The 22,938-nt window shown below is 26.8% G+C and carries 18 protein-coding genes and 3 rRNA genes; 16 read left to right on the top strand and 5 right to left on the bottom strand.

Annotated features, from left to right (window positions below):
- Positions 1-39: 39 nt before the first annotated feature.
- From AACL05_RS05650 to AACL05_RS05640, 3 genes are all read right to left on the bottom strand, one after another.
- On the bottom strand, positions 40-561 hold the full coding sequence (locus tag AACL05_RS05650; protein WP_338960492.1) for a hypothetical protein: 522 nt from the start codon (positions 559-561) through the stop codon (positions 40-42).
- 8 nt (positions 562-569) lie between these two features.
- The gene (locus AACL05_RS05645; RefSeq protein ID WP_338985850.1) at positions 570-860 is read right to left on the bottom strand and encodes a hypothetical protein; all 291 of its coding nucleotides are present in this window, start codon (positions 858-860) and stop codon (positions 570-572) included.
- A 348-nt stretch (positions 861-1,208) separates the two neighbouring features.
- Complete coding sequence (locus AACL05_RS05640; protein ID WP_338960236.1) at positions 1,209-2,159, bottom strand: IS30 family transposase; 951 nt, start codon at positions 2,157-2,159, stop codon at positions 1,209-1,211.
- 865 nt (positions 2,160-3,024) lie between these two features.
- Between AACL05_RS05640 and AACL05_RS05635 the strand changes: the two genes are divergently transcribed.
- The 13 genes from AACL05_RS05635 to AACL05_RS05575 all read left to right on the top strand — a co-directional run bounded on the left by AACL05_RS05635 (position 3,025) and on the right by AACL05_RS05575 (position 17,135).
- Complete coding sequence (locus AACL05_RS05635) at positions 3,025-3,804, top strand: hypothetical protein (protein WP_338960485.1); 780 nt, start codon at positions 3,025-3,027, stop codon at positions 3,802-3,804.
- 80 nt (positions 3,805-3,884) lie between these two features.
- Positions 3,885-4,112: a hypothetical protein gene (locus AACL05_RS05630; protein ID WP_338960483.1), complete on the top strand. Its 228-nt coding sequence runs from the start codon at positions 3,885-3,887 to the stop codon at positions 4,110-4,112.
- Between the two features lie 152 nt (positions 4,113-4,264).
- Entirely contained in the window at positions 4,265-4,987 is a 723-nt protein-coding gene (locus AACL05_RS05625; protein WP_338960481.1) for an RsmE family RNA methyltransferase, read from the top strand.
- Positions 4,988-4,998: 11 nt separating this feature from the next.
- Positions 4,999-5,982, top strand: a complete 984-nt coding sequence (locus AACL05_RS05620; protein WP_338960479.1) for a Gfo/Idh/MocA family oxidoreductase — start codon at positions 4,999-5,001, stop codon at positions 5,980-5,982.
- Positions 5,972-6,649 carry a deoxyribose-phosphate aldolase gene (gene deoC, locus AACL05_RS05615; RefSeq protein WP_338960477.1) on the top strand — a complete coding sequence of 226 codons (678 nt, stop codon included), beginning with the start codon at positions 5,972-5,974 and terminating at the stop codon, positions 6,647-6,649. Before AACL05_RS05620 ends, deoC begins: the two co-directional genes overlap by 11 nt.
- A 273-nt stretch (positions 6,650-6,922) precedes the next feature.
- On the top strand, positions 6,923-7,330 hold the full coding sequence (locus tag AACL05_RS05610; RefSeq protein ID WP_338960475.1) for a DUF3800 domain-containing protein: 408 nt from the start codon (positions 6,923-6,925) through the stop codon (positions 7,328-7,330).
- Between the two features lie 126 nt (positions 7,331-7,456).
- The gene (locus tag AACL05_RS05605; protein WP_338960473.1) at positions 7,457-7,834 is read left to right on the top strand and encodes a hypothetical protein; all 378 of its coding nucleotides are present in this window, start codon (positions 7,457-7,459) and stop codon (positions 7,832-7,834) included.
- Between the two features lie 225 nt (positions 7,835-8,059).
- Complete coding sequence (gene rpmF / locus AACL05_RS05600; protein WP_281747878.1) at positions 8,060-8,269, top strand: 50S ribosomal protein L32; 210 nt, start codon at positions 8,060-8,062, stop codon at positions 8,267-8,269.
- A gap of 169 nt (positions 8,270-8,438) precedes the next feature.
- Complete coding sequence (locus AACL05_RS05595; protein WP_338960469.1) at positions 8,439-11,459, top strand: DEAD/DEAH box helicase family protein; 3,021 nt, start codon at positions 8,439-8,441, stop codon at positions 11,457-11,459.
- Positions 11,460-11,704: 245 nt separating this feature from the next.
- Positions 11,705-13,226 (top strand): 16S ribosomal RNA (locus tag AACL05_RS05590).
- 191 nt (positions 13,227-13,417) lie between these two features.
- A 23S ribosomal RNA gene (locus AACL05_RS05585) occupies positions 13,418-16,355 on the top strand.
- A gap of 82 nt (positions 16,356-16,437) precedes the next feature.
- Positions 16,438-16,544, top strand: a 5S ribosomal RNA gene (gene rrf / locus AACL05_RS05580).
- Together the 16S, 23S and 5S rRNA genes form the textbook arrangement of a ribosomal RNA operon.
- A gap of 102 nt (positions 16,545-16,646) precedes the next feature.
- A complete protein-coding gene (locus AACL05_RS05575) occupies positions 16,647-17,135 on the top strand; it encodes a hypothetical protein (protein WP_338960468.1) in 489 nt (162 codons plus the stop codon).
- Positions 17,136-17,197: 62 nt separating this feature from the next.
- On the opposite strand, the gene AACL05_RS05570 is transcribed toward AACL05_RS05575, so the two are convergent.
- Entirely contained in the window at positions 17,198-17,995 is a 798-nt protein-coding gene (locus tag AACL05_RS05570) for a Pr6Pr family membrane protein (RefSeq protein ID WP_338960467.1), read from the bottom strand.
- Between the two features lie 438 nt (positions 17,996-18,433).
- Between AACL05_RS05570 and AACL05_RS05565 the strand changes: the two genes are divergently transcribed.
- On the top strand, positions 18,434-20,029 hold the full coding sequence (locus AACL05_RS05565; protein WP_338960465.1) for a hypothetical protein: 1,596 nt from the start codon (positions 18,434-18,436) through the stop codon (positions 20,027-20,029).
- Between the two features lie 427 nt (positions 20,030-20,456).
- Here AACL05_RS05565 and AACL05_RS05560 read toward each other — a convergent pair whose 3' ends face one another.
- Entirely contained in the window at positions 20,457-21,170 is a 714-nt protein-coding gene (locus AACL05_RS05560; RefSeq protein WP_338960463.1) for a hypothetical protein, read from the bottom strand.
- Positions 21,171-21,382: 212 nt separating this feature from the next.
- On the opposite strand from AACL05_RS05560, the gene tsaB reads away from it, so the two are divergent.
- A complete protein-coding gene (tsaB, locus tag AACL05_RS05555; RefSeq protein WP_338960461.1) occupies positions 21,383-21,964 on the top strand; it encodes a tRNA (adenosine(37)-N6)-threonylcarbamoyltransferase complex dimerization subunit type 1 TsaB in 582 nt (193 codons plus the stop codon).
- Between the two features lie 50 nt (positions 21,965-22,014).
- A complete protein-coding gene (locus AACL05_RS05550; protein ID WP_252320354.1) occupies positions 22,015-22,857 on the top strand; it encodes a MurR/RpiR family transcriptional regulator in 843 nt (280 codons plus the stop codon).
- The last annotated feature ends 81 nt before the right edge of the window (positions 22,858-22,938 follow it).

Genomic DNA, 22,938 nt, shown 5'->3' with positions numbered 1-22,938 from the left:
GTTTTATTCCTTTGTTTTTTATTATTTCTTTATTTTCTTTTAATAATTTTCAAAATTTTTTTCTTCTTTTGCTTTTGCTTTTTGATAAGCAATATTTAGTAGTTTTTGTTCTTCTGTAGTTAAAATACTATTAAATCATTTTGGTCATAGATTTTCTAAAAAATGAGAAGATAGTTCTTTATTATTACATTTAGTAATATTATTAAGTGATTGATTTGTTTTAGGTATTATGGATGTGGTAATTAATGATTTTTGTTGTTTGTTATCTTTTTTAGTTTCACAAATGAAAAGTGATTTTTGATTTTCTAATCACGATTTTAAAGTATAGAGTTCATTTTGTAGTTGTTGATTTTCAATAATTAGATTTGGTATAAAAAATTTTTTTAAGTATTGTTGATAGTTTGTTTTATTTTCATTATCAAGGTAGTTATTAATTGTTTCTAATATAATATTAGTTTGTTGTAATAACGTATATTTTGTTTTAAATTTTGGAATATTAATATTTATTTCTTTTAACTCATTAAAAGTTAATTTTTCAGATAATTTAAAGATTTTTGTCATTTTTTTTGTTATTGGTTTATTAGGAAAAAAATTTGTTGGTATAAAATTTCTATTACTGTTAATGTAGTAAGAGTTATGCCAAAAATAACAAAAATTTTAGAATAGTATTCTAATCAAGTAATATAGTCAGTTAAAGTTGTTTTTAATTTTTTATATTCAAGTTCATTTATATTTTTTTCTGGACTATTATTTATTTTATCTAGTTCTTCAGTACTTTTTTTATGTAATATTCAAATTGTGATAATTGTAATTCAATTCAATGCTAATATACATTTTGTTTTATTGCTAATTTTTTTCATATTTTTTACGCCCGTAAAAATAAAATACATTTTTTTAAATTTCTATTTTAAAAAAATGTAAACACTAATTTTTAAATAATATATTAAAGTATAACATTTATAATATTTAAAAATATATTTTTATTAAATTTAATTAAAACTTAAAATTTTATTTATTTTTTGAATTATGGAAATTTGTTGTAAAAAAGACAAAATTTGATAACATATAATTATTATTGAGTTTATATCACCCATTACTTTAAATTAAAGTAAATGGGTTTTTGTTTAAAAAAAGGAGAAAAAAGAATGGCTGATAAAACAAATTTGCAAACATTTCATCAAATCGCTAAATTGTAAAGGTAAGTGCAACTAAATTATTTTTCTATCCAAATATTCGATTGGTGAAAGATAATTTAGTATTTTTCTTGGTCTTTGGTTTAAAGACAATATAAATTTATGAACTTCATTTTTATTAGTTTTTGAAAAAATAAATTTTTTAGGAAATTTTTCTCTAATTAAACCATTAGTATTTTCATTAGTACCTCTTTGTCAAGGTGAATATGGATTGGCAAAATAAATTTTTATATCTAAATTTTTTTCAAGTTGTTGTCAATTTGAAAATTCTTTGCCACGATCAAAAGTAATAGTTTTAACAATGTTTTTAGGAAGAATTGATAAATAATAACTAACATTTTTATTAATAACTTTAGTAGTTCTGTTTTTAACTAATATTGCTAAAGTAAATCGTGATACTCTTTCAACTAAAGTTATTAAACATGATTTGCTTTTACCTCGTGATGATACTATAGTATCTCCTTCTCAATGACCAAGTGTTATACGATCATTAACATTTATATCTCGTTCTTTAATTGATTTACCATTAAACTTGCCACGATTTTCTTTAGATTTTCGTTTTTTACCTTTTCTTCTTAAATTTTTACTAGTAACTTTATCAAGCATTCCAAAATAAATTCAAGTATAAATTGTTTTAAAACTAATAACTCACTCTTTATGAAAATTTTTAATTCTGCCATAAATTTGTTCAGGTGATCAACCTAATAGTAATTTTTGTTGTACATATTTTACTAAATTCTTATTTTTAAACTTATGAAAACTAATATGTGATTGTTTTCGATTTTCAGCTTTATTTTGTGCAATTAATGAAAAATAATGATTATTATCTTTATTTCTATTAATTTCTCGAATAATAGTACTAATACTTCGATTAAGATTTTTAGCTATTTCACTAATTTTAAATTTAAATTTCAATTGATTCTCAATATAAATCCTTTCATCTATGCCAAGATGTTTATAACTCATATAAAAACTCCTTACTTTTTTCTAAACTAAATTTAGCATTATGAAATTTTTATATGAGAATTTTTTGCAATTTTATTTACTTGCACTTACAAGTATAACTCAGCAATCATTAAACAACAAATAATAAATGATATTTTAAATAAGTCAGAAATTGCTATAAAAGCAAGACATGGCGGCTTAACAATAAGATTTGAAAAAAATAAAAAAAATATAAATAATACTGAATTTACTAGTTCTTTTAATTCAAGTCAAATATCACAAACTAAAATAATTGAAAATGGATCACAAAAGTATAGATATAATTCTGTAACAATTTTAGATCTTGATAAACAAATAGCAAAGAAAATAATAATTGAAGAAGCAAGAGCATATAGAATATTAAATTTACAAAAAGAAAATAATGATGAAACTTTAAAAATTGAATTTGAATTAAAAAAAGCAAAGGAAAATTTAGAAAAAATTAAAAATGCAATAGTTAGTGGTCAATTATTTGGTAAAAAAACGTTAAAAAAAAGAAAAAGAGAATTAGCCAAATATGAACATGAAATTAAAGAAAAAACAACTCGGTTAAGGAAATTAAAACAAAGAAAAGAACAATTAAATGAATATCAAAAGATAAATAGTAATATCCAAAATGAATTAAAAAATGATATTAAACAATTTTTAAATAATGACGAAAAGAACAAAACCAAAATATTAACAAAAAATAGAAAAAAAATAAAAAAAACTAAAAATTAAACTTAATAAAATTAACATTTTACAAAAAGAATTAAAATATGAAAATAAAATATTAAAATTAGAAAATGAAATTAAACAAGAAAAAATTGAAAATGGTAAAAAAGTTGAACAAATATATGAAGAAATTTTGACAATAAATAATAATTGTTATTATATAACAACTTTTATACATAATAATCAATCAATTTCAGAAAAAATAATGTTTTTTCATAACTTTGATAATGATAATATACAAATATTAACGCAAACAAAACAATATAAAAATTTAAGTCAATACAAAAATGATCTTTTATTAATAAATAATAATAATTTTGATAGAATACCAATTAAAGAGTTTATAAAAGAACAAACAAAATATAAAGAAAAACCATCTATAGTTGAATTCACAATGTGGGGTGTTATTTCAGTACTTTCTGTTGGTGTTCCAATATTGATTTCTTGTTTACCCTTTGTAAGGAGGGAAATTGCAACAGAATTAAAAGACAAACTTATAGTTGGTTTAATTTCAATTATACTTGGCTTATTTATTAAAACTGCTGCAACAACAGTTTCAACTGCAATAAAAAAAGTTGATTCATGAATTTATAATAAAATGTTTAAAAATCAAGAAAAAATTGAAAAAGATAAAAAAGAATTTAAAACAATAATTAGAGACTTGACAAGTGATAAAGTAGAAACTCAATTAGAAAGACAATTTAATATTTTAAAACAAGAATTAGATAATAGGAAAAAGCAAAAAATAAATAAACTATTAAGTAATAAAATAACGTGAGAAAACCCAGATAAAGCAAAACCAACAGTTACTAATCCTGTTGCTAAAAATTTTGATTTAAGTGTTATAGTTAATTCTACTGATATACAACCCCCAATTAGCCCAGTAACAAAACAACGAAGTTATTCAATATAAAATATTGTTTTAAAAATAATTTTACTGAGTATTTAAAGGGTAGAAAAAATATTCAAAGAATAATAAAGGAAGTAAAAAATATGCCATGAGAACCACATGAAAAATGAAGTACAAAAGATAAAGATTCACTTGCAAAAAAAATAGATGAAGTAAATAATAGTTTTGGAAAAGAAAAAGAAAGAGAAAGACGAGAAAAAGTTGCTGATACATTTGAAAGTAATAAAAATAAGAACATAATAAATGATAAACCTTTAGTAAACATAGATAATAATGCTATTACTAAAGTTGCAAAATGTATTATTTTATAAATAATTAAAAACTACTTAATTAATTAAGTAGTTTTTAATTTAGTTTCATGATAAAAGAAAAAAGAAATTTTATATTTTATAAATTAAAGATGATAGTTAAAACTTGTTAATTTGAGTTTTACCTTATGTTATAATTAAATTAGAGGTGGACTATGGAATGCTACTTTACTAATCATAAAACTAATAATATTTTAATATTGGATGAAGAAGATAGTAAACATCTAATTAAAGTATTACGTCATAAAATTAATGATGAAATAGTTATTATTCATCAAGAACAAAAATATTTAACAAAAATTATTGAAATTACATCAGTTATTAAATGCGAAATTATAAAAACAGTGCCAAATAGTAATTCAGAATTCAGATGTAAAATCACATTAGTAATATCTTTATTAAAAGAACAAAAATTTGATTTAGTCATTCAAAAAGCAGTAGAATTGGGAGTTTATCAAATTGTGCCATTGCAGTTAAAACGATGTGTTAGTGTTTTAACAAGAACAAAAGCAGAACAGAAAGTTTTACGTTGACAAAATATTGCAAAAGCTGCTGCCAAACAATCAAATCGCAATTTAATTCCGATTGTTACACCCGTTGTTTTTGATTTAAAACAATTAGAGCGATATCGGTCTCATCTTAATTTGGTTGCATATGAAAATTCATCAGAAACTAGTTGAATTAGTCAAATAAATAATAAATTATCATCAATAACAATTATAGTTGGACCCGAAGGAGGAATCACTAAAGAAGAAATTGCAACTTTAACACAACTTAATTTTAGTAATATTAGTTTAGGAAAATTAATTTTACGTGCTGAAACTGCACCTTTATTTTTAATGTCAATCATTAATTATGAAACAAGTTTAAAAAGTTAGAGGAGTACAAGATGATTAGAATTGGTATTATTGGAACTGGAAAAATTGTTCAAAGATTTATAAAGCAAGCGTTAACTAATAAAAAAGTTAAAATAACTTGTATATATTCAAGAAGTTTAGATAAAGCAGAAACATGAGCAAAAAAATATAATATTGCCCATAGTACTGATGATTTAAATAAAATGATAGAACATATTGATGCTATTTATATTGCTTCACCAAATGGTTTGCATTACAAACAAAGTAAATTATTTTTAAAAAATAATATTCATGTTTTGGTAGAAAAAACTATTACTTTTACAGTTGAAGAAGTTAAAAACCTAATTTCTTTAGCAAGAAGTAAAAAAATAATTTTATTAGAAGCTTATGTTACTGTTCATTTACCTATTTTTTCTAAATTAAAAAAATTAGTGCATGAAATAAATCCAGAAGTAGTTAACCTTAATTTTAATCGTATTTCTTCAAGAATGCCATCAGTTGAAAAAGGAATATATGATTCTGTTTTTGATAAAGATTTTGGTAAAGGTTCAACTTATGATAGTTTAGTATATCCATTACAATTAGTATTGTATTTATTAGGTAAAGTAAAAACAGTTAAAGCGATGGCAATTAAATTACCTAATGGTGTTAATTTAAGTAATCATGTTATTTTGAAGCATGAAAATGGAACTATTACTACTATTACTTGTAGTAAAGGAGTAACCTCTTATGCACAAAGTGAATTTATAGGTCATAATAGTAGTCTTGTTTTATCACAAGTTCATCCATTAAGTGGAATTAAGGTTTATACTAAAAACGGAATAAAAGAAATCGCAGATAATACCAATGAAGAAAGTTTAATGACATATGAATTAAATGACTTTGTAAAAATGATTAAAAATAAAGATTATTTAAGTCGAGATTATTGATTAAATCATAGTTTAATGAATCTTGAAGTTATTGAAGCAATTATTAAAAGTGAAAATGAATTAGGAGTTGAAGTTTATGAAAAGTAATATTAATTTAAATGAATATATTGATCATACATTATTAAAACCAGAAGCAACATTATCAATGATTGATACATTATGTAAAGAAACTAAAACTTATTATTTTAAAGCAGTTTGTATTAATCCATTTTATGTTAATCGTGCTGTTACTTTATTAAAAAATAGTAATGTTAAAGTATGTACAGTGGTTGGTTTTCCATTGGGTGCCAATACTACACAAACTAAAGTAGCAGAAACAATTAATGCGATTAAAGATGGTGCTCAAGAAATTGATGTTGTTATTAATATTGGGGCACTAAAGGATAATGATCAAAAACTTGTATTGCAAGATCTACAAGCAGTTCGTAATGCATGTCCACAAAATATTATTTTAAAAGTAATAATTGAGTGTAGTTTATTAACAACAGAACAAAAAATTATTGCTTGTCAGTTAGTAACTAAAGTAAAAGCAGATTTTATTAAAACTTCAACTGGTTTTGCTAATGGTGGTGCAACGGTTGCTGATATTAAATTAATGAAGGCAAATATTGGTCCTCATGTTGCAATTAAAGCTTCTGGTGGTATTAAAAATCAAGATGATGCAATGGCGATGATTAATGCTGGTGCTACTAGAATTGGTACTAGTAATGGTGTTGCTATTATTTCAGGACAAGAAACTAAGGGTGGTTATTAAGATAGATATATTGATAATTATAATAAATAAAAAAAAGAAATTAAGATATTTAAAAAAATTAATTATATGTAAAAAATAAAAGTTACCTAGGTAACTTTTATTAATAAAAAATCCCTAATTAAAGGGATTTTGCCTAAGAAACCACGTACTTAACATACGCTTAGTAATCAAGTGGTATACGGTTTATCTTAAAGGACTTTATTGTATTTTACTATACTTTTATATATGATTCAAGTATAATAAATTTGATAACTTATGAAAGTGTAGTATATAATGGTATTTATAATATTAGATGAATCCGGGACTTTATCAATAAATAATAGACATAAATATTTTGTCATAGCAGGCTATATATGTAAAGATATAAGAAAAGTAAAATTTATATATAACAAAGTAAAAAATATTTTAAAAGAAAGTTTAAAAAATAAAATTGAAATAAAAGCTACAGATTTAAATGTTACAGAAAAAGCAATTTTTATAAATCAATTATTAACCTTAAATGATGTTAAATTAATAGGAATTTATATTAATGCAAAAAATCCAAAACTTTTAAAAAATATAAAACATATTGCAGATAAATATAATTTTTTAACTAAAGTTATGTTAAATAAAATTTTTGAAAATATTAAAGAATATTTTGAAGATGAAAGTGAAATTAATTTTAGGATTGATGAAAGATAAGATAAAGGATTATTTCCAAATGGTTTAGAACAATATTTAAAACAAAATTGAAAACTATGTAATGTTAATGAAAATATAAAATTAAATGTAAAATATTTAGATTCTAAAACAAATTTAGATATTCAAATGGCAGATTATATTGCTAATATAATTTTTGTAAAAAAAAATTATCCTGAACATTCACAACCTATAAATTTTATTAATGACTGGGAATTAAATAATAAACTAATATGAGATTATGAAGCTTATCATAATAAAAAAATAATTGAAAAAGATGAAGTAAAAACAACAAAGAATACACATGTTACACATGTAAATCTAGTAAATGTTAAAAAAATAGATAAAATTAAAGAGTTTAAAAAAGTAAATAATAATGTTTTGATAGAAAATATATATCAAAAGGTGAATTTTTGAACATTAACGCACTATAAAAATGGAAGAATATTAATTCAAGGTAAAGAAATTATTGAATTAATAAAAATTTTAGAAATAGAAAATTTTTAGAAAAAACTGTTTAAAATGGTAATTTTTTATAGTAAAAAATAAGCAGTTTCTCATAATTACATTCTATTTTTAATTATTTCACCAATCTTTTTATCATTCCAAATAAAATATTTGATTTATTAGTATTTTATTTCCAAAAATTTGAAAAACTTATCAAAAAAAATAGATTTTTCTGATAAATCAATATATAATTTATGAGATACGAAAGTAAGGAGGCAACAGACTATGGCAGTACCAGCAAGAAGAACGTCAAAAATGCGTAAAAATACACGTCGTGCCCATGATAGTTTATCTGCAACAACTACAACTAACTGTTTAAATTGTGGAGCAATTACTAAACCACATCATGCCTGTATGAAATGCAAGACATACAAAGGTGTAAGTATTACTAATCCATTACAAGCAGAAAAAACATCATCAACAGAAAAAAAATAAAATATGAATATATCTTATCTTAGATTACCTTCCTCTTATTTATTTAAAATAATATTTTAAATATTAGAGGTTTTTTATTTTACAAAATTATTTTATAATAGTTAATAATTTATTAAAATATAGATTATAATTTATTAAAATAGACACTATTTATTAGGAAGTGTAGAGTATGAAAAATAAGGGCTATTATGATTTATTATTAAAGATTAGTGATGATATTACCAATAATTTCCAAATATCACATATTAATGATGAAAAAGAATTAATTAAAGACATTGATCATTATTTAGTTAAACAATTAAATAATACTTTAATTGAACAATTAAAAACGATTAAATCACCAGAAGCAAAAATTGATTTTTTAAATCAAATCATAAGTAATTTTACTACTAATAAATTTAGTAATAACATTTTATTACAAGTAAATGATAGTATAATTGATAATCCTTTAACTTCTAATATTAGATTAAGTGATAATTATTTATTTACTAATGAAAACCAACAAACATTAATTAATCATTTAAATCAGGAAATTAGAACTTGTGATGAAGTATACTTCATTTATCCTTTTATATCAAATTCAATTATTAATAAGTTACGTTCATCATTTACTTACGCTTTAAATCATAATATTACTATTAATTTTATTACTACTACTTTTGATGATATGGCTTTATTTGTTAATTTATATGCATTAGTTAAAATAATAAAAAAGTATCCTAATATTAAAGTTAAAGTTGAAAATAATTTAGAAAAACGTAGTGAAAGAATTCATATTAAAGCTGCTATCTTTAAACGAAATTCAGGTTTTTCTTCAGCAATAATTGGTTCATCAAATTTAACGCAAAAAGGTTTAGCTAGTGGTCGTGAATGAAATATTAAAATTAATGAATTTGATAATAAGCAACTATATCAAAATATTTTAAATCAGTATTATAAATTATGAAATGATAATTTAGTTGATTTAAATGATGAACAACAACGATTACAATTACTATCACGAATTGAATATAATCGATTGCTTGTAAATAAAAAAGATGAACAATGATTAGCAACTAATTATTTTCTTTATGATTTTCAAATTGCCTTAATTAATAAATTAAAGTTAAGAAGAAAACTTAAAAAAACAAAACATTTAATTGTCATGGCAACAGGTGTTGGTAAAACAGTAGTATCTGCTTTTGACTATTTAAATCAAATCAAAGAAAATAATAATCAAAAACCTTCAATTTTATTTTTAGCACATCAAAGAGAAATTATTGAACAAGCAATTATTACTTTTCGAAAAGTAATAAATGATAAAAAATTTGCAACTATTTTAAATAGTAAACAAAATAATTTTCAAGAACAATATTTATTTGCAACAGTACAAACTGTACATAGACATCTAAATAAGTTTAAACGTCAACAATTTGATATTATTATTTTTGATGAAGCTCATCATTTGGCTGCCAAAACTTTTCAGACAATTTTAAATTATTTTCATCCTAAACAAATTATTGGTTTAACAGCAACACCAGAACGAGAAGATAATAAAAACATTATTAATTATTTTGATAATGAGTTTGCACATGAATTACGATTGTGAGATGCAATTAATGAAAAACTTTTATCACCATTTGATTATTATTGTATTGATGACATTACTGCTGATTTAACTGGTATTGATTTAAATAATGATCAACAATTATTTAAAAAATTAAATACTGAAGCAAGAAATAAGTTATTATTAGATGTAATTAATGACTATATTGGATTTTATAGTAATCGGATTTGTTTAATTTTTTGTATTAACATTACTCATGCACAAATTGTTGCTAGATTTTTGCAAAATCACGGCTTAAAAGCAGATTTTTTAACAAGTAAAAATCAAACTAATCGTAGTAAAATCATTAATGATTTTAAAAATAGAATTATTAATTATTTATGTGTAGTAAATATTTTTAATGAGGGAATTGATATTCCTGAAATTGATACTATTATTTTATTACGACCAACTAATTCAAAAACAGTATATTTACAGCAATTAGGAAGAGGATTGAGAAAAACAGAAACTAAACATTGTTTAGAGGTTTATGATTTAATTGCTAATATTGATAAAAAATATGACATAACCATTGGTATTAAAAATCTTTCGAACTCACATATTATAAATGTTAATAAACAATTACCTAATAGTTTTAATTTACCTTATGGATGTACTATTACTTTAGAACCAAGAAGTCAAAACGTCATTTTAACTAATTTAAAGCAATGATATCAATCACGAAAAAAAATTTATTTGGTAATTCAATCATATTATCAACTTTATAATGATAATGCTATTTTTAAAATATTAATTGATTATGATTTGACAATTCAAGAATTTTATAATTTTTTAAATGATTTTTATTTACGAATAGCAAAAAAAATAAAAAATTATCAAACCCATGATAATGATACTAATCGTAATCAAAATATCTTAAAACAATTCTTATTTTTAAATGATTATCAAATAGTTAATTATTTTTATTTAAGATTAAGTCAAGAATTAGATACTGAATTAATTAATTATCATTATGACAATTTATTAATAGCATCATTATTATATGAGGTTACAAGTAATAAAGTATTTAATCGTATTTTTCCAAATTTTAATGAAATACCATGTTTAGTTACAAATTTCATTGAAAATAACAAATTGGTTGTTAATGAACTAAAAATTATTCTTAAATATAAACTAGATTATGAAACATTGTTACTTAATGAACATTTTAATCAAGATTATCCTTTATTATCTTATCAATCAACATTTACTGTGCATCAGGCACTATGTACAATTAATCGTGTTAATTTTAATAAAAAACTTGGACCTTTAAAAATTATTGCCTTTCAAGCGGGTCATTTGACATTTAATGAAAATAAATCAGTAATTTTTGCAGATATTGATGGAACAAATTATGGTAAATTAACTAGTTATAATAAATTAACAAAAGAATATTACTGATCAATACCAGAAAATAAAACGATTAATTCAAAATTAGTGAAAGATTTACAAAATAATAATATTGAAAAAATATTATTTTTAAATAATGATTGTAATAAAAAATTTAAAAATCTTGCTTTAAAGTTGTATGACTTTATTGGTATTGGTCAATATCAATTAACAATTAAGAGTGATTATATTACTATTAAATTTTTAGTAGAATAAATAATATTTTATTTTTTTAATTTTATAAAAAATTTTAATGATTTTAATTTTAAAAAAATAATGTTTTTTTATGATAATTAGGTTGACAATAATTATGGCATGTTGTATTATTATTATTGTCCCAAAAATAAATGGGTTACAAACTAGAAAAAACGATCTTTGAAAACTAAATAGAACAAGAATTAATCCGTCAATTTTTTATTAAAAATTAAATAAGTCAGACATCATCTTTTAACAAAAACAATTTTATTGAGAGTTTGATCCTGGCTCAGGATTAACGCTGGCGGCATGCCTAATACATGCAAGTCGAACGAAAGTAGCAATACTTTAGTGGCGAACGGGTGAGTAACACGTATCTAACCTACCATTTAGTGGGGAATAACTGTTGGAAACGACAGCTAATACCGCATATGTTATTTATTTGCAATGATAAATAATGAAAGGAGCATTTGCTTCGCTAATTGATGGGAATGCGGCGCATTAACTAGTTGGTAAGGTAATGGCTTACCAAGGTAACGATGCGTAGCCGATCTGAGAGGATGAACGGCCACATTGGGACTGAGACACGGCCCAAACTTCTACGGAAGGCAGCAGTAGGGAATTTTTCACAATGGGCGAAAGCCTGATGGAGCAATGCCGCGTGACTGATGAAGGTCTTCGGATTGTAAAGGTCTGTTGTAAGGGAAGAAGTGCTAGAATAGGAAATGATTTTAGTATCGACCATACCTTACCAGAAAGCCACGGCTAACTATGTGCCAGCAGTCGCGGTAATACATAGGTGGCAAGCGTTATCCGGATTTATTGGGCGTAAAGCGTGCGTAGACGGTTTTGCAAGTCTGAGGTTAAATTTAGGGGCTCAACCCCTAACCGCCTTGGAAACTACATTACTAGAGTATAGGAGAGGTTAGTGGAATTTCATGTGTAGCGGTGGAATGTGTAGATATATGAAGGAACATCAGTGGCGAAGGCGGCTAACTGGCCTATTACTGACGTTGTGGCACGAAAGCGTGGGGAGCAAATAGGATTAGATACCCTAGTAGTCCACGCCGTAAACGATGAGTACTAAGTGTTGCCATGAGGCAGTGCTGTAGCTAACGCATTAAGTACTCCGCCTGAGTAGTATGCTTGCAAGAGTGAAACTCAAAGGAATTGACGGGGACCCGCACAAGCGGTGGAGCATGTGGTTTAATTCGAAGCAACGCGAAGAACCTTACCAGGTCTTGACATACCTTGCGAAGCTATAGAGATATAGTAGAGGTTAACAAGGATACAGGTGGTGCATGGTTGTCGTCAGTTCGTGTCGTGAGATGTTTGGTTAAGTTCAGCAACGAACGCAACCCTTGTCCTTAGTTGCCAGCATTAAGTTGGGGACTCTAAGGAGACTGCTAGTGTAAGTTAGAGGAAGGTGGGGACGACGTCAAATCATCATGCCCCTTATGACCTGGGCTACACACGTGCTACAATGGCTGATACAAAGAGTCGCTAAACCGCGAGGTCAAGCAAATCTCAAAAAGTCAGTCTCAGTCCGGATTGAAGTCTGCAACTCGACTTCATGAAGTCGGAATCGCTAGTAATCGCGAATCAGCAATGTCGCGGTGAATACGTTCTCGGGTCTTGTACACACCGCCCGTCAAACCACGAGAGTTGGCAATGCCAGAAGTCGGTGTCCTAACCGCAAGGAGGGAGCTGCCAAAGGCAGGGTTGATGATTGGGGTTAAGTCGTAACAAGGTATCCCTACCGGAAGGTGGGGATGGATCACCTCCTTTCTATGGAGTTTAGTTTCTAATAAGAAACCAAGACAACAAGAAAAATTAGATGGATGATTTATTGGATTATTTCTTTTGTTCTGTTTAGTTTTCAGGGATTGTTTTTTCTGAACAATTGTTCTTTAAAAACTGGATAATAGACATCTTTTAAAAAAATAAGATAATTTTTATCTTGCAATAGGATATTCTAAAAATAAATTATTAAGAGCGTATGGTGGATGCCTTGGAATTGGAAGACGATGAAGGACGCGATTACCTGCGATAAGCTTCGGGGAGCTGGAAATAAGCTTTGATCCGGAGATGTCCGAATGGGGAAACCCACTATCTTTAATCAGATAGTACTGTACAATGAATTCATAGTTGTGCAGAGTGATACCTAGAGAATTGAAACATCTTAGTACCTAGAGGAAAAGAAAGCGAATGCGATTCCCTTAGTAGCGGCGAGCGAAAAGGGAGCAGCCTAAACCAGTCGTCAGATTGGGGTTATAGGACTGTCTATTAGGTTCCACCTATGAAGAGTTACAAAATTTATATATAGCAGAAGTTGTTGGGAAGCAACGCTATAGATGGTGAAAGCCCAGTATGCGAAATGTATAAATCTCTTGACAGTATCCTGAGTACGGCGAGGCACGTGGAACCTTGTCGGAATTTGCGCAGACCACTGCGTAAGGCTAAATACTAACCAATTACCGATAGTGAACCAGTACCGTGAGGGAAAGGTGAAAAGTACCCCGAGAGGGGAGTGAAATAGTTTCTGAAACCATATGCTTACAACAAGTCGGAGCCCGTTAATGGGTGACGGTGTGCCTTTTGTAGAATGAGCCGGCGAGTTACGATTACATGCAAGGTTAAGTTGAAAAGACGGAGCCGAAGTGAAAGCGAGCCTGAATAGGGCGTTTAGTATGTGGTCGTAGACCCGAAACCAGGTGATCTAGCCATGAGCAGGTTGAAGTTAATGTAACAGTTAATGGAGGACCGAACCAACGTTCGTTGAAAAGACCGTGGATGACTTGTGGCTAGCGGTGAAATTCCAATCGAACCTGGAGATAGCTGGTTCTCCCCGATATAGTTTTAGGACTAGCGTCAGAATTAGTGCAATGGAGGTAAAGCTCTGAATGTATGATGGCCCCACCTCGGGGTACTGAATGCAGTTAAACTGCGAATGCCATTGTTACATATCTGGCAGTCAGTCTATGGGTGATAAGGTCCATGGACGTGAGGGAAACAGCCCAGATCATCAGCTAAGGTCCCCAAATCAATGCTAAGTGGAAAACGATGTGGAATTGTTCAGACAGCTAGGAGGTTGGCTTAGAAGCAGCCATCCTTTAAAGAGTGCGTAACAGCTCACTAGTCGAATGATTCTGCGCGGAAAATGTACCGGGGCTAAGCATTGTACCGAAGCTATGGGTCTATATGTATGTTTACATATATTGTGGGCGGTAGGGGAGCGTTCTAATCTGCGACGAAGTTAGACCGGAAGGACTAGTGGAGCGTTTAGAAGTGAGAATGCCGGTGTGAGTAACGATTGAAGGTGAGAATCCTTCATGCCGATTGACCAAGGTTTCCTGGGCTAGGTTCGTCCACCCAGGGTTAGTCAGGACCTAAGGCGAGGCCGAAAGGCGTAGTCGATGGATAACAGGTTGATATTCCTGTACCACCATGGTGACTGATGGAATGACGGAGAAGGCTAAAATGTCCCAGTGGTTGGTAGTGCTGGGCTAAGTACAAAGAGGGTTGTGTAGGCAAATCCGCACAGCGTTAACCTTGAAGTACGATGGGGAGTGAACGGTTCGCTTAGTAACGAAGCATTTGATGCCATACTTCCAAGAAAAGTTTCTAAAGACATCACCATGGTGCCTGTACCGAGAACGGACACATGTGGTCAAGGAGAATATCCTAAGGCAAGCGAGATAACTATAGCTAAGGAACTCTGCAAAATAACCCCGTAAGTTAGCGAGAAGGGGAACTCATAGCAATATGAGTCGCAGTGAAGAGGTCCGGGCGACTGTTTAGCAAAAACATAGCTCTCTGCTAAGTCGTAAGACGATGTATAGGGGGTGACGCCTGCCCAGTGCTGGAAGGTTAAAGAGATTTGTTAGCGTAAGCGAAGCTTTGAACTGAAGCCCCAGTGAACGGCGGCCGTAACTATAACGGTCCTAAGGTAGCGAAATTCCTTGTCAGGTAAGTTCTGACCCGCACGAAAGGCGTAACGATCCGGACGCTGTCTCGGCTATAGACTCGGTGAAATCTTAGTACCTGTGAAGATGCAGGTTACCCGCGATTAGACGGAAAGACCCCGTGGAGCTTTACTACAACTTGATATTGAATTTTGGTGTAGTTTGTACAGCATAGGTGGGAGACGTTGATATGCAGACGCTAGTAGGTATGGAGTCACCATTGGGATACCACCCTTGCTATATTGAAATTCTAACTTGAGACCATAATCTGGTCTAAGGACAGTGTCTGGTGGGTAGTTTGACTGGGGCGGTCGCCTCCTAAAAAGTAACGGAGGCGCCCAAAGGTACCCTCAATATGAATGGAAATCATATGTAGAGCGCAAAGGTAAAAGGGTGCTTGACTGCGAGACATACAAGTCGAGCAGGAACGAAAGTTGGGCTTAGTGATCCGGCGGTGCTGTGTGGAAAGGCCGTTGCTCAACGGATAAAAGTTACCCCGGGGATAACAGGCTAATCTCTCCCAATAGTTCATATAGACGGGGAGGTTTGGCACCTCGATGTCGGCTCATCGCATCCTGGAGGTGTAGTCGCTTCCAAGGGTTGGGCTGTTCGCCCATTAAAGCGGTACGCGAGCTGGGTTCAGAACGTCGTGAGACAGTTTGGTCCCTATCTGTCGTGGGCGCAAGAAATTTGAGGAAAGCTGTTCCTAGTACGAGAGGACCGGAATGGACCTACCTCTGGTGCACCAGTTGTCACGCCAGTGGCACAGCTGGGTAGCTATGTAGGGCATGAATAAGCGCTGAAAGCATCTAAGCGCGAAGTCAGTTCCAAGATGAGATTTCTCATTCGAAAGAAGTAAGATCCCTTGAATACTACAAGGTTGATAGGTCAGGTGTGTAAGCATAGTGATATGTTCAGCTTACTGATACTAATAGATCGAGGATTTATTGAAGAATATATTCTCTATTGCAAATCAAAAGTAATCAAATTTAAAGATGTCTGTTTCTAGTTTTTAGGGAACAATTGCTAAACTATTTGGTGTCCATGGCGGAGTGGTCACACCTGTTCCCATCTCGAACACAGCAGTTAAGCACTCCAGCGACGAAAATACCAGCAATGGGAAAATAGCACGATACCAAATTTTTTTGTTTGTGTTAGTATTTAATTTAAAATTTAAATTTTTTTTATGTTAAGATTGAGAGTATTAAAATGTAAAAAAGATTTTAAGAAAAAAGGAGAAAAAATGGATAAGGTTGAAAAGAAATTAGATAAAAAATTATATATTGGAGCTAAAATTGGATTCATAACAAATATTATAAATATTATTTGAAGTGTAATTATTACAATTATTTTAGCAACAGCAAGTAGTGTCATTTTTAAAAGTTTTACAAAATATGATCACACTTCATTAACATCAGGAGTTAGTACAATATTTATTGTTGGATTGATTTTTGGACTTTTAATTGCTATTGGATTTTCAATTGCAATAATTATTATGTGCAATAATGTTTTAAAAGGAAATGCTAATAGTGGTTTAGCTGTTGGAATTGTAACTTTGGTTTTAGCAGGTTTTTCTTTAATAGTTATGTTTTCATCAAATTTTAATTTTATTAGTGGTATTAATATTATTTTTTTAGGACTTAATATTGCTTCAGGTGTATTATTAATTATTGGTAAATATTTTCCAGTTACTAATAAACCAGAAGAAGTAGTTTCTATGGTAAATGAATAATTAAAAATATTTAATAAATTGTATAAATAAGGCTTTTAATTTCTAAAGCCTTATTTTATTTTTTATAATTTAAAACCATAAGGATAAGTAATGATTGGAAAATTTGGTTTATCATCATCATGCTTTTTTTTATATTGTATGTTATTAATTCATAAATAAAGGTATTGTAAACCAATACTAATAATTAACAGAAAAATAATAGCAGTAACTAATACTCCTACACCATATTTTTGGTAGTTGAAAAAAAAGTAAGGATAACAAATATTAATATTTTCTCCTTGTTTAATACGTAGTACACCACGAACCATTACCATTACTACATAAAAACAAGGATAAAATAAAATAAATCACATATAAAGTTTATGATGATTTTTTAGTGAATAAAAATCACGTCCACATGATAAAGCAAAATTTAAAATCATAACAATTGGCATAATTAGATTTAGAATTATTGTTTTAAATCATAAATAAATATCAGTTCCATATTTACTTCTTTCTTGGCTATTACTAATGATACCTATTCAAAATACTAACATTGTAATTGTAATATAAATAGTAATGCTTAATAAAATATAAAAACTTGGTTTTGAATTTTCTTTAAATTTACTTTCAAATAAAAAAGCAAATAAATAAATGAGTACTAAATAATTAGTTTGAGTTGTAAAATAAAAATAATAAATTGCCAATCTTTCAGTTGATTTATCAACATTAGGAACAATGAAAGCATTGGGATAATTAATAGTAATTATTAAATCAAAAATTAAGAATAAAGAAATAATAAGTAGACCAAATAAACGTCAAATAATTTTAATAAGATTTCTTTTTTTTAATCGGTATTCACTACTATTTTTTCAATTCATATTTTTTCTCCTATTTATATTAGAATTAAATTTAATTAAATTTCCTATCAAAAATTTAATTTTTTATTATGATTGAATATGCTACTTATTTAGTATATCAAGTTTTTTCTTATCACTATTAATATTTACTAACTGATTATTTAAAACACTTAATAAGTTAAAAAAATTAACTTATTAATTATTTAATCTTGATTTTTTGGTAATAAAGTTTATTATTAATGTTAAGGATATAATTTTATCCTTATAATTTTAATGAATATATAAGTAATTATATAAGTATTAAAATTATATATGTTGATTTAACAAAAAGTTTAATAATTGATTATATATCCTTAGTTTTATTTTAATAAAACTAAGATTTTAAGTATTTAATTAAATATACTTAATTTAATATTATAATTATAAACACAAATAATAGGTAAAAAAGGAGTAATCATAATGACAAATTTCTTATCTTTTAGTTTTAAAACAATAAGTTTGGCTTTGGCATTATCTCTTACTAGTAGTTTAATGATAGTTACTAATCATCAATCTAATATTAGTACTGTTAATGACAGTAACAAACTTTCTGGGTTTCATATTACTGTTAAGGAAAATAATAAAAATTTAATTAGTGAAGCCAATACTTGAAATTCAATTAATAATAAGTATGAAGATTTTATTAGATTGCATAAAGAAGTAATAACAGAACAATTTAATGATATTAATAAGGTTAATAATAATTCAAATGATGATATTAGTAAAGAAGTTAATAAGAAATTTAAGGAACAAATCGAAAACAAAGCTAATAATATCTTACCAGATAATGGTATTAAATATTTTACTGATAAAGTTATTGGTCGTAGTGTTGCTAAACAAAGTTTTAATGATATTGCTAGTTTTGGTTATGTTTATGTTGGTTACCATGATAATAGTTTACCAGCACAGATTAACAATGGTATTTTTGCAACGGTAAATCCTAGGGCAGATTTTAATAATTATTTTAGTATTCCTTATATGATTAAACCAAGCGATGATTTTTTAAATAGTCATAAAAGCGTTCAAGATCGGTTAGCAATTTTACCACTTAATAATGGTAATCCCAATGATACTAATCAACCAATGTTAGCTATTTTAGCAAAAAATAAAAATGATAAGAATGAACAATTATTAATAAATGATAAAAATGATGAAGTTTTTGATAATGGTTCAATTAGTTATGCAATATTAAATCATAAACCAGACGATCATTTAAAATCAACTAGTTTTAATGTTAGTGTTAAAGATAGTGGCTATAGTAAAACTATTAAGTTAACAAATAATAGTTCAAATATTCAATTTAGTACTATTAGTGATGAAAAAGTTAAAGAAAATCCTGTAATTACACCTCAATATTTAGTTCAAAATAATTCACAAGATAATAAAAATACATTAATAGTTATGAATAAAGCTATTGAGAAAGCTAAAGTAAATATTAGTGATTCACAACAACATTGACTAAAATGAAAAGTTGATTCACAAACTTTACAAAAAGCAAAAAATGATTTAGGAACACCTATTAAAGATGGTGATAATTTAACTCTTAATCAAGGAAGTAATTTTCAAGTTTATTGTATAGGTTTAGATACATCTGACTTACAACGTCAAGCTGCTTCTGAACAATATATTACTGTTTATAGAAGCAATACAAAAATACCTAATTTTCCAAATTGTACTGATTTTTTTGAAAAAACTAATAATTTATTAGCAGGTTTTCAACAATATTTAAATAGTGCTACTAATAATAGTATTAAAATTGAAGATTTAAAAAATAATGCTGCTGGTGAGTTTTTATCATGATTTATTCAATATCAAGGTGATATTACTAAACAAAATTATGTTAATTATTTACAAAGTAATAATTCAGATCGTCCCTGAGATGTTAATATACCATTAACAACTAAAATGTTAATTAATAATTGAAATATTATTATCATTTGTGGCTTCATTATTAGTTTTTTAACTATAATTCCAATAGTTGTTGTTATTATTCGTAAAAAGAAATATTTAAAATAAAGTTTATTATTTTTAAGTAGTACTTGTTAAAATGCAATATATTATATAAAAATATAAAATGATAAGTGTAAAAAATGTTATTACTTGTTTTTTCTTTTTAGTGAGTTACAATAAAAATGGTAGTTATAAATGTTTAGAAAATATTTAAGTAATGCCGGTTTTAATTTTATATTTGACTTTAAGTCCTTGTATAGCATATATAGCATACAAGGAGTTTTTATATAATTTTAAAATAAAATATATTAAGAAAAAGGAGGGAAAAAATAACAAAATAATATTTAAAAAAATAATACAATTTCAAATTTTACTTTTCACAAATATATATTCCTCCCTACAATTATTTTTTAATATTTTTTAAATAATAAATAATAGTAATAAAGTGTACTAGTTTATAAACTAGTACACTTTATTTATAAATTATTTTACATTAAAAATTTGTATCTCTTAAAGCTGCTATTGGTTTATTATTTTTCTTATAAAGAATATTATTATAAAGAGTAAAAAGTAACATCAAAATTAGGTATAAGATTAAAATTGCAAAGATATAAATAAAGAAAGTAGTTAAACTTTTATGAAAATCTAAAAATGGATATGGAAATGAATAATCAATTTCTGTCGTTCCTTTTCTTAAAAAACCAACAAAATTTCCTTTAGCAAGTGCATAACCTAAATATGCAAACATGTAAATAGAAATAATTGGTATTCAAAGATATGTTTGTTTTCCGAGTTTTCAGTAGTATTTACCAGCAGAAAACATAAAATATAAAATCACTATCACTGGTACTATTAAATGTAATAAAAATGTATTTATAAAATTTAATATGCTAATACTATTACTACTATCTAAATTATTTATCATTGGTTTAAATAATACAGCAAAAAATACGATAAGAGTTACGGTAATATAAACAGTAATTGCTAATGAAAATCGCCCAAAAACAAATTGTGCGCGATTTTCATGAAAACGATTTGTTAATACAAAACAAAAGAAAAGAAAAACTAAAAAATTTGATTGAATAGTAAAGGTAGAAATCATTGTTCAAATACCAACTCATGGGCCATCTGGAGTTCATAAATTATGAGGATTAGGTGTTCCAACTGTTATTGGTTTATACTCAATTAAAACTATTGCAAATTGCATTATTAGACCTATAACAGCAATAATTAGCCCAAATCAAAGTAAAAAATCAGAAAATTTACTTTTAAATCCTATATTTTTTCTTATTCCCATATGGATCAACTCACAATTCTATATTTTTTCTATTTTAATTACATTATACATGATATTATAATAAGTATGTAAGATATTAGAAAATTATTAATAGCAACTAAATGAAATAATAAGGTGATGTTATGTATCAATTATATTTAGATACAACAAATAACAAATTAACAGTGGTGATTTTGCAAGGTAATAAAATTTTAGCAAGTTCATCATTTATTGCTTGACAAAAACAAACAGAATTGGCAATTCCAACTATTACTAATTTACTTGTAAAATGCAAAATAAAATTAAAAGATATTTCAAAAGTAGTTATTGCAAATGGTCCTGGCAGTTATACTGGAATTAGAGTAGCAATTACTTTTGTCAAAACACTTAAAGTTTTGAATAGTTTTTTAACGGTTTTTACTATTAATAGTTTATTATTACAGGCAGGATTAATAAAATCAATAAGTGTTTTGTCAGCATACAATAATAAAAGTTATTTGGCAGTATGTGATAATGGAAAAATAATTATTCAGCCGCAATTAGTAGATGAAAATGCTAAAATTGGTATTATTAGTGATTTACTAGATTATAAAATAATTGAAAATTTAGAAAAGTGTAATATTGTGGAAAATTTTCAAAAGTTGTCACCATATTTTATCGAAGTAAAAAACATGGAAGATTTGCAACCATATTATATTAATGATCCATTTTCATCACATAATTAAAAAATAATAATATTTAAATATTTTACATTAGTTTAAAAAGGAGTTTTTACATGCTTATCAATGATAATTTTTGATCTAGAGTATCAAAGGAAGAAAATAATTTCACAAAAAAAGAAAAAGTTCTTATTAACTATATTAATAAGAATAGTCAAAAAATGGATCAAGTTACTATTAGTTCTTTGGCTAAAGAAAATACTGTTGGTTATAGTGTTGTTTATAATTTAATTAAGAAGTTGGGATTTAAAGGTTATCGTGAATTTATCATTAGTTTAGCTGCGCAAGAAACTACTTTCAAAGCTTTAAATCGTGAGTTTTTTGGTGATCGTAGTGTTTTAAAAGAACATTATAAAAAACTGATGGATTTAAATGATTCAACGATTAATTATGAGGAATTACAAAGATTTATTAATTGAATAGATGATAATCGTAAAGCTTGTATTTATTTAGCAGGCATTGGTCATTCTGGTTTAGGTGCGGAAGATTTATCAAATAAATTATATCGGTTTGGTTTACGATCAATCTGTTTAAATAAAGATGATGATAGTATTTTAATGCATGCTTCTTTAATTATTCCAGAAGATGTAATAATTCTTTTTTCATTATCAGGTAAAACCGCTACTATTGTTGAAGCAGCTAAACTTGCTAAAAAGAATAATGCTAAAATTGCAGTTGTTACATCACAAGATAAAACTGAATTAGTGACTTATGCTGATTGAACATTTAATATTGTTTCTTCAGGACTTTATGAAGCACAAGAAATATTTATTTCTCCATTATTTGCTATTACTTATTTTAATGATTTAGTAACAACATATTTATTAAAATCAAAGCATAAAGATTGATATTTAGAAAATAGAATTAAAACTAATAAAGTAATTAAAAAATTTAATTAATTTTTTAAATAAAAAAACTGTTTTTTTAAAAATAATAATTTAATATTATGTCATGAATATTTATTAAGTAAGGAGATGAAG

The organism is Spiroplasma endosymbiont of Thecophora atra (assembly GCF_964019735.1).
Classification (GTDB): Bacteria; Bacillota_I; Bacilli_A; order Mycoplasmatales; family VBWQ01; genus Spiroplasma_E; species Spiroplasma_E ixodetis_A.
The sequence above is the reverse complement of the archived record's forward strand: the minus strand, read 5'-3'. Positions and strand labels throughout refer to the sequence as shown.